This is a genomic window from Paenibacillus sp. RC67, from assembly GCF_030020805.1.
GTDB lineage: Bacteria > Bacillota > Bacilli > Paenibacillales > NBRC-103111 > Paenibacillus_S.
This window is the reverse complement of the sequence record NZ_CP125098.1, coordinates 6,125,512-6,137,833: the sequence shown is the minus strand read 5'-3', so window position 1 is coordinate 6,137,833 and position 12,322 is coordinate 6,125,512. Positions and strand designations below refer to the sequence as shown.

At 45.9% G+C, this 12,322-nt stretch carries 8 protein-coding genes; 7 read left to right on the top strand and 1 reads right to left on the bottom strand.

From position 1 onward, the window contains the following. Positions 1-79: 79 nt before the first annotated feature. Both QMA13_RS27825 and QMA13_RS27820 read left to right on the top strand, forming a co-directional pair. Positions 80-496: an acyl-CoA thioesterase gene (locus QMA13_RS27825; protein ID WP_282936927.1), complete on the top strand. Its 417-nt coding sequence runs from the start codon at positions 80-82 to the stop codon at positions 494-496. Between the two features lie 164 nt (positions 497-660). Continuing rightward, positions 661-2,760: an RNA degradosome polyphosphate kinase gene (locus QMA13_RS27820; protein WP_282936926.1), complete on the top strand. Its 2,100-nt coding sequence runs from the start codon at positions 661-663 to the stop codon at positions 2,758-2,760. Here the strand turns inward: QMA13_RS27820 and QMA13_RS27815 are convergent. Further along, positions 2,720-4,261, bottom strand: a complete 1,542-nt coding sequence (locus QMA13_RS27815; RefSeq protein ID WP_282936925.1) for a Ppx/GppA phosphatase family protein — start codon at positions 4,259-4,261, stop codon at positions 2,720-2,722. The genes QMA13_RS27820 and QMA13_RS27815 overlap by 41 nt on opposite strands. A 364-nt stretch (positions 4,262-4,625) precedes the next feature. Between QMA13_RS27815 and citZ the strand changes: the two genes are divergently transcribed. The 5 genes from citZ (at position 4,626) to QMA13_RS27790 (ending at position 12,254) form a co-directional block, all read left to right on the top strand. Further along, positions 4,626-5,741, top strand: coding sequence for a citrate synthase (gene citZ / locus QMA13_RS27810; RefSeq protein WP_282936924.1), 1,116 nt, complete (start codon positions 4,626-4,628; stop codon positions 5,739-5,741). Between the two features lie 145 nt (positions 5,742-5,886). Continuing rightward, positions 5,887-7,185 carry an NADP-dependent isocitrate dehydrogenase gene (gene icd, locus QMA13_RS27805; protein WP_282936923.1) on the top strand — a complete coding sequence of 433 codons (1,299 nt, stop codon included), beginning with the start codon at positions 5,887-5,889 and terminating at the stop codon, positions 7,183-7,185. Positions 7,186-7,425: 240 nt separating this feature from the next. Beyond that, complete coding sequence (gene mdh / locus QMA13_RS27800; RefSeq protein ID WP_028548082.1) at positions 7,426-8,367, top strand: malate dehydrogenase; 942 nt, start codon at positions 7,426-7,428, stop codon at positions 8,365-8,367. 207 nt (positions 8,368-8,574) lie between these two features. Next, positions 8,575-9,168: a TetR/AcrR family transcriptional regulator gene (locus tag QMA13_RS27795; RefSeq protein ID WP_282936922.1), complete on the top strand. Its 594-nt coding sequence runs from the start codon at positions 8,575-8,577 to the stop codon at positions 9,166-9,168. Continuing rightward, positions 9,165-12,254, top strand: coding sequence for an efflux RND transporter permease subunit (locus QMA13_RS27790; protein WP_282936921.1), 3,090 nt, complete (start codon positions 9,165-9,167; stop codon positions 12,252-12,254). The genes QMA13_RS27795 and QMA13_RS27790 overlap by 4 nt, the downstream gene beginning before the upstream one ends. Positions 12,255-12,322: the final 68 nt, after the last annotated feature.

Here is a 12,322-nt window from a genome sequence, read left to right as displayed (position 1 = left end):
GTGAAGTCGACGTCATACATCGGTTTCACTCTTTTTTTCTCTCATCAATGGGTCATAATAGCAGCGAGGAGGGGATAACATGTCTCCATCAACATGGTTTGAACATGAAATTAGAGTTCGGTACCAGGAAACAGATCAAATGGGTGTTGTCTATCATGCCAACTACTTGAATTGGTTTGAAATTGGCAGGACGGAGCTGATCCGCTCATTAGGAATGCCCTATCACAAGATTGAGGAGCATGGATTGCTTCTGCCAGTTATTGATGCCGAACTCAAATTCAGAGTGCCTGCCAAATATGACGATCTCCTAACGATTCGTACGAGAATTGAAGATTATACCCACTTAAGAATGCAGTTTACTTCTGAAATACGGCGCGGTGAAGAGTTGCTGGTTAGTGGGGGGACACGGCATGTGTGGGTAAATAAAGAGTGGAAGCCCACTCGAATCGACAAGGCGGCACCTGATTTGTATGCATTGCTACAAAAAGAAGGCTGAATCGGAATACATAACGCGTCTTAACATAAAATTTACAAATAACCTAATCTCCGATGACAATGTCGAACTACCATGAAGAAAGTAGAATGAAAACGGTATGTCGTTACATGACGCATATTTTCATTTTCGAAAACGGACGATTCTGATGGAGGTTACGTGACGATATGAAAGAGATGACGCAAAGAGAAAGAGAAGCTTCATCGAATTATTTGAATAGAGATTTAAGCTGGATTGAATTTAATTGGCGGGTCCTTGAAGAAGCTCAGGATGCGGATACTCCGCTATTGGAGCGAATGAAGTTTCTATCGATTGTTTCGTCTAATTTGGACGAATTCATGAGCGTCCGTGTAGCTGGAATCAAGGATCAGATCAAGGCGGGTTACTTAAAAAAAGATTTCACCGGATATACCCCCGCAGGTTTATTCAAGCGAGTAATGAAACGTTCTGCCAAAATGGTAGCCGAGCAGTATAAAACCTATCGTGATATATCGCGGCAGCTGGCTAAAGAAGGCATTATGTTTACCGATTATGAAGATTTGAATTTGACGCAGCGCAAAGCGATGGATGAATACTATCATGAGATTATCTTTCCTGTGTTGACGCCGATGGCTGTCGACCAGAGCCGTCCTTTTCCGCTCGTGCATACCCAAGCACTTTATTTGGCGGTCGTTCTCATGAAAGAGGGGGAAGACCCCGAGAGTGAGCCGTATTTTGCCATTGTTCAGGTTCCGTCGAATTTGTCTCGCTGCATTGAGGTGCCCGTCCGCTCCAACAGCAAGAAGCATGAGTTCGTCCTGCTGGAAGATCTGATTGAGCAGCATATACAGACGCTGTTTTCCGGTTATATCCCTATTGCGGTGCAAGGGTTCAGGTTGACTCGCAATGCGGATCTAACGCTGAATGAAGAGGGAGCGGAGGATTTACTGGAGGAAATTGAGAAGGAGCTGAGAAGACGAAGATGGGGTTCTCCTGTCCGTCTGGAGGTCCAGAAGGGTATTCATCCTTATGCTCTCGATCAGCTGCTGGATGAGTTCGAGATTGCGGATAACATCTTTGAAATCGAAGGGCCTCTGGATCTAACTTATTTCATGAAGCTGTCCGGATCATTAAAGGGCTACGACCATCTTCGCTTCAAACCGGTGGAGCCTGCTTATCCTGCCGAGCTGGTGGACACAGACGATGTATTCAGTACACTAAGACAGCAGGATGTGCTGGTCTATCACCCATATGAATCTTTCGATGCGATGACGGATTTTATTTGCCAAGCAGCCTATGATCCCAAAGTACTGGCCATTAAAATGACGCTTTATCGTGTCAGCGGGAATTCGCCTCTCATTCAAGCTCTGGCGAGTGCGGCCGAATCCGGTAAGCAGGTGACGGTTGTGGTCGAGTTGAAGGCAAGATTTGACGAGGAGCGCAATATCGCATGGGCGCGCATGCTGGAGCAGGCAGGGTGTCATGTGGTCTATGGGCTTGTAGGCTTAAAGACGCATGCCAAAATCACATTGGTCGTACGTCAGGAGCAAGAAGGCTTGCGCCGCTATGTTCACGTAGGTACGGGCAATTATAATGATAATACGGCAAAGCTGTACACGGATATTGGCCTCTTTACATCTCATTCAATCATTGGCGAAGATGCATCGGCTTTGTTCAATGAAGTTACGGGGTACTCAGCTCCACACAATTGGAAGGCTTTTGGCGTCGCACCCAACGATTTGAAGGATAAGCTGTTCGAGAAAATACGCCGTGAAGCGGTTCATGCTTCTATGGGCAAACCAGCAAGGATTATCGCGAAATTCAACTCATTGTCCAATCAGCAGATGGTTGATGAGCTGTATGAAGCGTCCAAAGCAGGGGTGAAGATCGACCTGATCGTACGTGGGGTTTGCTGCTTGCGTCCCGGTGTACCGGGTTTAAGTGAGAACATTCAAATTCTAAGTATTGTAGATCGATTTCTGGAGCATTCTCGAATTATTTATTTTGAAAACGACGGAGACCGGGAAATTTACATATCTAGCGCGGATTGGATGACGAGAAACTTAACTCGCCGTATTGAGCTTATGTGCCCGGTTTTTGATAAGGATATTCAAGACTCACTCATTCGCATTCTGGAGCTGAGCCTCAACGATAACGTCAAGGCTAGACAGCTGCAGTCCAACGGAATGTATGTGAGGGTGACCAATGAGGATAAACCGCTGAGAAGCCAGTTCGAAGCGATGAAGATCAGTTCATGGAAAAAGAAGCATCAGTATCATCTATCGTAAGCTTCATACCCCATATTTTTTTAAAGTCTTTATGAAATGCGGCGATCTCTTCATATTCCAGGGAGGGATCGTTTTTCTTTTGTACTTGAAGCCTCAGCTCCGTATTGTGGATAGCCTTCGCCTTAACGGAAGAGAAGACTTGCGTTTCAGAGCTATCCATAGCTACTGCAATCTGCAGCAATGTCCCAAGCTTTACGATAAGATCTATATCGGATTCAAGTAAAATTTCCTTATACTGAAGATAGGTTTGCTGTGCCTTCCCCCTTGTTTTGAATGAGGCGATAGCTGCGCACAATAAGGTTTCGCGATGACTCAGACCATCCAGTCGGGAATTCGCAATCATATAAAAAGAGTGCTTGGAGAACTGATAGTAGTTGATTGATACGCCGATACGATACAGCAGCGCGGCGGTATGAAGACAGCTACGGTAGCCATTGCCCAAGCCGTGTATGCTGTGAAGCGCATCGAACAACTGCGTGACGTTGGCAGCTACCTGCTCCAGATGCTCGATAGGCGCGCAGGAATGAAGGCCTATCATATTGCGTGCGCTGCGCTCAGCAAGGCTGTAGGACGTATTTTGGTCCGACAGGTAGGATTCAAAGAACAGCCCGTCTCTTAGTCCTGCGCCGCTAATGACATAATGACTGGAGCCGCAGGCTTCATACAAAGTGTGCAGTATGGCGAGCCCGGGAACGATGATGTCGTAACGATCCTTGGATAGTCCGTCAACTTTTTTTCTTTTTTCTGCTGTAAGCGTAGGCAGCCAACTCATTAATTCATCCATATCTTCTGTGGACATGGAATAGTTATGCGTCAGTGCAAGCGGGTATTTTCGTTTCTTTTGATTGATTTTGCAAAGGCTTCGAATCGTTCCGCCCAATCCTATCAGAGGAAGTCCAGGTTGTTCCTTGATCCATGGCTCGTTCGCAATAGCCTGCTGGACCATTTGGCGGATACCATTCAAATCTGCCATTGCTTGATTATCCGCAGCAAATCTTGCAGTAGTATTCACAGCTCCAAAAGGAAAAGACACGCTTCGTTTCAACTTGCGGTTGCGGAATAAAGAGACCTCCGTACTACCTCCACCGATATCGATTAACAGCCCGTCTTCTACATCCAGAGCGTTTATCATACCGAGAAAGCCGATTCTGGCCTCATCCTCTCCGGACAATAAATCGACTCTCAGCCCGCTTAGTTCCTGAATCGTATCGATGATCTGCTTGGAATTCACCGCATTCCGTATGGCTGCTGTTGCGGCTGCTCGGATTTCGGTAACCTGATAGGAACGGCTGATTTGTTTGAAATGGAGCAAAATCCGAACAATGAACTGAATGTTTTCGTAAGAGAGCGCATTGTCAGCCCCAATCCTTTGGCTCAGCCTGGCTGATTGCTTGAACTCGCCGATCACCCTGTAAGCAAGAGTAGAGCTAATCTCGTATATAACAAGACGAATGGAATTGGAACCGATATCGATGATGCCGATTCTGCGGTTGGTTGGCATTGTATTCCCTCCGTAAGCTTCAAAGTTTCAAATAACATTATTTTACCATCGTTTTTGCCGAGAGCAAACTTTCAGAATAAATTCATAGCCCATAACAAACAATTCTTATTGTGCTGATAATGAACTTTTATGTCCAAATTTGTTTCCTTTGTTCGTTAAATCATTTATAGTAGAACTATGAGAAGTTCTCTATAGGTGAACAACTTCACTTATGGGCAGGGACGTTCTTTTTCCATGTATAAGTTATTCGCCTGCATGAAAGCAAGTGCAGACCCTGTATGGGGTAGCTTTGGGCATGTTTTTTTCAGAACCATGATATATGGTATAGTAACTATATGAACTTGATCGTAAAGGAGAGATTGCTTTGACTGCTACAAAAGGATTAGAAGGAATCGTTGCTACTACGTCCTCCATCAGCTCCATTATTGACGGTGTTCTCACATACCGTGGGATTGACATTGACGATCTAGCTGAAAACGCTACATTTGAAGAGGTTGTTTACTTGCTTTGGTACGGCAAATTGCCAAACCGTTCCGAATTGGCTCAACTGGTGAAAGATCTGAACACATATGCTCCTGTTCCAAGCCAAGTTATCGACCAAATCAAATTGTACCCTAAAGATACGAATTCCATGGCTGCTCTTCGTACAGCAGTATCCTGTCTGGCTCTTTATGATGAAGAAGCTAATGACATGTCTCCAGAGGCAAATCTTCGCAAAGCGATTAAATTGCAAGCACAGATTCCTACAATCATTGCTGCATTCTCTCGCATTCGTGAAGGCAAAGATCCAATCGCTCCTAAGAGCGATGCTACTTCTATCGCGCAAAACTTCCTTTACATGCTGATCGGCAAAGAGCCGGATAAAGTGGCAATCGAAGCTTTGGATAAAGCGCTTGTTCTTCATGCAGACCATGAGCTGAACGCTTCTACTTTCGCAGCACGTGTTACCGTTGCAACGTTGTCCGATATCTACTCCGGTGTTACATCGGCTATTGGCGCTTTGAAAGGACCTCTTCACGGCGGTGCAAACGAAGCAGTAATGGCTATGCTGGAAGAAGTAGGCTCCTTCGAGAACGTGGAAAACTACATCAACACTAAGCTTGAAAATAAAGAAAAAATCATGGGTTTTGGTCACCGCGTTTACAAAAACGGCGATCCTCGTGCTAAGCACTTGCAAAAAATGTCCCAGGAGCTTGGTAAAATTACAGGCAACATGAACTGGTACAACATGTCCATCAAAATTGAAGAGATGGTTACGGGACAAAAAGGTTTGAAGCCAAACGTTGACTTTTACTCCGCTTCCGTGTACACTTCCTTGGAAATCCCGCGTGACTTGTTTACGCCGATCTTCGCTATCAGCCGTGCATCCGGATGGACAGCTCACATCCTGGAGCAATATGAGAACAATCGTTTGATTCGTCCTCGTGCAGAATACACCGGTCTTTCTAACCAAAAATACATTCCGATTGAAAATCGTTAATCGATTATCAATAAAGATTATTTAAGCAAGCAACGGGTTGTTGCAGTAAGCTTGTCTCATTTCCTTGAGGAGTAGGGACAAGCGCTGCGGCTCCCGTTCAATTTTGTGTTTTTTTACCACCATTTTAAGGAGGCAAACAAAGAACATGGCACAATTCGAAAACTACGCACTACCAACAGAGGGAGAAAAAATCTCTATTGTTGACGGTAAGTTGAACGTTCCTAACAACCCTATTATTCCTTTCATCGAAGGTGACGGAACAGGTCCAGACATCTGGGCAGCTTCCAAACGCGTTCTTGACGCAGCAGTAGAAAAAGCTTACAAAGGCGAAAAGAAAATCGCTTGGTACGAAGTATTTGCCGGCGAAAAAGCTTTCAATAAATACAACAACTGGTTGCCTGCCGATACTTTGACAGCAATCCGCGAATATATCGTTGCTATTAAAGGACCTTTGACAACGCCAGTTGGCGGCGGTATCCGCTCCCTGAACGTTGCTCTTCGTCAAGAGCTTGACCTGTACGTTTGCTCCCGTCCGGTTCGTTACTTCAACGGCGTTCCGTCCCCGGTTAAACGTCCTGAGTTGGTTGACATGGTTATTTTCCGTGAAAATACAGAAGATATCTATGCAGGTATTGAGTGGGAAGCAGGCTCTGCTGAAGTTAAGAAAGTGCTTGAGTTCTTGCAAAATGAAATGGGCGTTAACAAAATTCGTTTCCCTGAAACTTCCGGTATCGGCGTAAAACCTGTATCCTCCGAAGGATCCAAACGTTTGGTTCGCTCCGCTATTGAATATGCGATTGAGCATAACCGCAAAACGGTTACCTTGGTACATAAAGGTAACATCATGAAATATACCGAAGGTGCCTTCAAAAACTGGGGCTATGAATTGGCTGAGCAAGAGTTCGGCGACAAAACCTTCACTTGGGCACAATACGACAGAATCAAAGCAGAACAAGGTACAGACGCTGCTAACAAAGCGCAAAAAGATGCAGAAGCTGCTGGCAAAATCATCGTAAAAGATGCTATCGCCGACATCGCATTGCAACAAGTATTGACTCGTCCTACTGATTTCGATGTTATCGCTACATTGAACCTGAACGGCGACTACTTGTCCGATGCTTTGGCAGCACAAGTTGGCGGTATCGGTATTGCTCCAGGAGCTAACATTAACTATGTAACAGGACATGCTATCTTCGAAGCTACTCATGGTACAGCTCCGAAATACGCTGGTTTGGACGTAGTTAACCCAGGTTCCGTTATCTTGTCCGGCGTTATGATGCTCGAGCATTTGGGCTGGCAAGAAGCAGCTGACCTTATCTACAAAGGTATGGAAACAGCTATCAACAACAAAACGGTTACTTATGACTTCGCTCGTTTGATGGAAGGCGCATCAGAAGTAAAATGCTCCGAGTTCGCTAACCAAATCATCGCTCACATGGCATAATACCATCCTCCTAAAATCCTCCTTCTCCAAGGAGGACCCCAGAGGTTAGGCACCCTGGACGACGAAAGTTGTCTTGGGAGCAGCAGAAATACTATAATGAATATATGTGCAAGGAACGCGTCTGTCGCGGGGGCTTGAGCTAATGCCAAGCATCTCGCGGCACGCTTTCGTTTTGTGGGTTCATGCGTGGCAGCAACATGTTTAACTAACCACCAATTTAACTTGTAGGAGGCTATTCAAATGGGAATCAAACGTAAAAAGATTACTGTTGTAGGCGCTGGTTTCACTGGTGCTACTACTGCCTTGATGCTTGCTCAAAAAGAACTTGGTGACGTTGTATTGCTGGATATCGCACCTTTGGAAAACCCTACTAAAGGTAAAGCATTGGACATGATGGAAGCTTCTCCAGTTCAAGGCTTTGATAGCAACATTGTGGGTACAGCTAGCTATGAAGATGCAGCCGGTTCCGATATCGTTATCATCACTGCAGGTATCGCCCGCAAACCTGGTATGAGCCGTGATGATCTCGTTAACACAAATGCAGGTATCGTAAGATCCGTTTGCGAAAACGTAAAACAACATTGCCCAGATTCCATCGTTATCATCTTGAGCAACCCGGTTGATGCTATGACTTATGTAGCATTCCAAGCTTTGGGATTCCCTAAATCCCGCGTAATTGGCCAATCCGGCGTACTGGATACAGCTCGTTACTGCACATTTATCGCTCAAGAGTTGAACGTTTCTGTTGAAGACGTTCGCGGTTTCGTATTGGGCGGCCATGGAGACGATATGGTTCCATTGGTTCGTTACTCCAACGTTGGCGGCATTCCTATTGAGAAGCTGATCCCAGCTGATCGAATCGAAGCTATCGTACAACGTACCCGTACAGGCGGCGGCGAGATCGTTAACCTGTTGGGTAACGGCAGTGCGTATTACGCACCTGCAGCTTCCTTGGTTCAAATGACGGAAGCTATCATCAAAGACAAAAAACGCATCATTCCATCCATTGCATTGCTTCAAGGCGAGTATGGCTACGATAACCTGTTCATGGGCGTACCTACATTGCTTGGCGGCGAAGGTATCGAGAAGATTTTTGAATTGGAATTGCTTCCAGAGGAAAAAGCAGCACTGGACAAATCCGCTCAATCCGTTCGCAATGTAATCAAAGTAGTGACTGGTTAATTAGCCAACGAATATATAGGTACTATCTAATAACCAGTCTGGGGCTTGTCCCGGGCTGGTTTTTTTTTTAATCTCACCAGTGTAGATTAGGCGGTCATTATCCTAAGGCGGACACCGTTGCATAGATTGGATAATGATGTTAATATACTAATGACTGACTCATCAGTCATTTTGTATGTCGTTCATTGATATAAAGGGGGATTGGGTGTGGCAGAGGACAAAAAGTCGAATATGATCGATGCTGCTCTTAAGCTTTTCGAGGAACAAGGATACCATCAAACTAAGGTATCGGATATTGTACGAGAAGCAGGCGTAGCTCAAGGGACATTTTATTTATATTTTCAGGGTAAAGAGGATCTGTTCCGAGGCATAGCGGAATCGTGCTTGGATGAAATCTCTGCTGCGCTCAAGCATGGTCCGGAGCAATCCTGCCAAGACGATGGAGTGTATTACTGGATGATCCATCGGGCATTAACGGTCTATTATCATAACCGTACGATTCTTCAGATTATGTATCGCAATGGAGTGGCTTCTCAGGAAATTAAAGATATATCGGATGCATTTTATCATGAAATGATGTTAATTATTAAAGAGCATCTGAAGGAATTGTCCATATTCCCTCAATACACAGAAGAGCAATTGGAAATCGCGGCCTACTCGAAAATTGGTATGGTGGAAATGGTTGCTTATCAATGGTTTGTCGTCAAGCAATGTGGTCCCGACTATATTAATGCCATAGCGGAAGTGATAGTACAAATGGACTGCCCGCCTGGGTTCAAGATGGAAGTGAGCGGTGAATGATCGCTAAGCTGATTCAATACCGTAAAGTGACGCTGTTGTTTTTCATAATGGCTGTCTTGATGGGGATCGTGAATATTGGTACTCTAAAGCAGCGCGAGAATCCGGAGATTGATCTTACCGTTGCACTGGTGAAGACGGTCTATCCGGGAGCTTCGCCCGAGAAAGTGGAGCAGTTCGTAACGCGCCCATTAGAAGAAAAGATTAAGGAAATGAGCGATATTTCGATTCTTAGCTCCAATTCTATGGCTAACGTATCTATAATTAACGTTGAGGTTAGGGCGGATACGGACATTAAACGCGCCTGGGATACGTTGAAGCAGAAGGTACAGTCCGCAGAGAGCGAACTGCCTGCTGAAGCCCATAAGCCTGAAGTGAATGATGACTTAAGCAAAATTGCCGAGCAAATATTGCATTTTACAGTGGAAACCTCCGATCAGCTGGAAGGGCTGCGGCCGACGATGGAAAACTGGAAGAAGCAGCTGGCTACGTTAAGCGGAGTAAGCAACGTGGATATCGTGGGGTTGCCTGATCAGGAAGTAGCCGTAGTGCTGGATACCGAGAAGCTGGACACGTTCCATCTCCCTTGGGGAATTGTAGCTCAGGCGTTAATGAACGGTCATGATCGTGTTCCGCTTGGGACGGTCAATAAGGACAGCAAATCGTATTACGTCAATTTGAGTGGGGAGTGGAAGTCTGCCGAGGATATTGCCAATACAGAGCTTCTGGGACTTCCAGGCGGCAAGACGTTGAAGGTGAAGGATGTAGCGGATGTTAAGCAGCGTCCGAAGAAAACCGAGGTCAGTGTACTTCACAATGGGAAGCCGACCTTGGATATTGTCATTAATGCGGAGAAGGGAGCCGATATTCCGGCGCTTCAAAAGCGAATCGACAGCAAAGTAGCTGAGCTGAAGCCACAGCTTCCTGCGCATGTGAAGTTAAGCTCCTTGTTTACGCAAAAAGAAAGTCTGGATCATTTATTTAAAGAGCTGGGACGAGAGCTGTTAATCGGGATTGCTGTTGTTATAGCCGTCTGTTCTCTTGGCTTAACCTTCGGGACTTCATTGATTGTTGCGCTTGCTATCCCGATATCTATTACGGTTGGTTTCATTCCTGTAGAAGCGTTAGGAATCGATCTCAATCAGATTACGATCGTTGCCATCGTTATAGTTCTTGGCATTCTGGTAGATGATGCAATCGTGGTCAATGACAACATCCAAAGACGTCTCCAATTGGGGGATAGTCCGGCCAAAGCCTCCCTAGAAGGAAGCCGCGATGTCGCAGTTTCTATCCTTACGGCGACGATTGCGACTGCTGCAGCATTTATGCCGCTGTTCTTCTTGAAGGGGAATATCGGAAGCTTCATTCGTCCTTTGCCTGTCGTTATTACCCTCACCTTAGCCGCCTCAATGGCTATGTCGCTGACCATTATTCCTATTTTCCGACAATGGGTTGGAGAGCGGATATTGAAGAAGGGAAAGACCTTACATACTGGTAACTCGGCACCAGGGCTATTAGGCAAGCCAATTCAGAAGCTAAGCAATATATATGGGAAGCAAATTTACGGTTTTTTAAAGCGACCACTGTTAACAGGTATTGTAGCCTTGTTGGTTGGAACGAGTAGCTTCGGACTGCTGCCGCTGCTTGGCGTACAGTATTTTCCGCCGGCGGAGAAGGACGAAATGCTCATTGATTTCAAGCTGCCGACCGGAAGGGTATTTGCGGAGACGGAATTTACACTGGCTAAAGCGGCGGAATGGATGCAAAAGCAGCAAGGTGTCGTATTCGTAACGGCGTACTCAGGAAGCTCGACTCCAAGATTTTACTATTCCGAATCAGATATGTCGGGAACCGAGCTGGGACAGTTGTTTGTCAAAATTGATCCGAAGGTGATCCGAACCAAGGAAGTCATCACCGTGTGGAGGCAGCAGCTCAAAGCGATGTTCCCAGAGGATGTAGAAATTACGCCGCGTGAGCTCGAGCAAGGCCCACCAGTAGGTGCCCCTATTGCAGTAAGGATCAGCGGTGACGATCTGGTTCAGCTGCGGCAGCTATCGGAAGACGTGAAGGGCATGCTGAGCCGAATTCCAGGTACGGTAAGCATATCGGATGATGTAGGAATCGATATGAACACCATCGAGATTCAGGCGGATCCCGACAAGCTGCGTTTATTCGGCGTAAGTGATAAAGACTTATCTCAAACACTTCGAATAGCAACGGAAGGCTTGAAAATTACGACGCTGCAGCAGGGCAAAGAGCTGTTGGATGTATCCCTCTATTCGAAGGAACGAAGCGCCAATCCGGTAGATACAATGGGAAAAATGTATGTGCCTACCCAAAACGGAGGTACAGTGACGGTCCGCGAGCTGGGCAACATTCAAAGCAGCAAAATGATGAAGCAGATTCATCACCGCAATCAGACTCGGACGATCATTGTTCGCAGCTATGCGCAGGATCGGCTGCCTGATGCCATCGTTCAAGATTTGAAAACCGAAATGGGCAAGTATAAGCTGCCGACAGGTTACACCGTCGAATTTGGCGGTGAGAATGAAGAGCGGAACGACGCCTTCGCCTCCATTGGCAAGCTATCCATTATCGTTGTTCTACTCATTTATATTATTATGGTCATGCAGTTCTCTTCCTTATCGATCCCAATTCTCATCTTATCGACGGTCTATTTGGCCGCTGGAGGCGCGGTTATCGGATTATTTTTAACGAACTCGCCAATCGGCTTTATGGCTTTAATGGGATTGGTCAGCTTGGCGGGAATCGTGGTACGTAACGGCATCATTCTTATTGAATTCATCGAGCAGGCGAGAGAGCAAGGTCTGCCTCTATATGAAGCGGTAGCGGAAGCAGGAAAGGCGAGATTAAGGCCGATTTTGCTTACGATGGCGACGGCTATAGGAGGCTTGCTGCCGATGACGATTATGGGGGGCAATCTGTGGCGTCCAATGGGTATTACGATCATTTCCGGGTTGATTTATTCCACCCTGCTAACCTTGATCGTTGTCCCATCCCTGTTCGTTATACTGGCAAAATGGCGTGATAAAAGAGCCGCGAAAAAAGGCATAACTGTTCACAATTAACCTTTAAAAAATGGTGAAAAAGGTTGCCAGCATTTGCTTACGTCCGAAGAAATCAGGTATAATTAAAA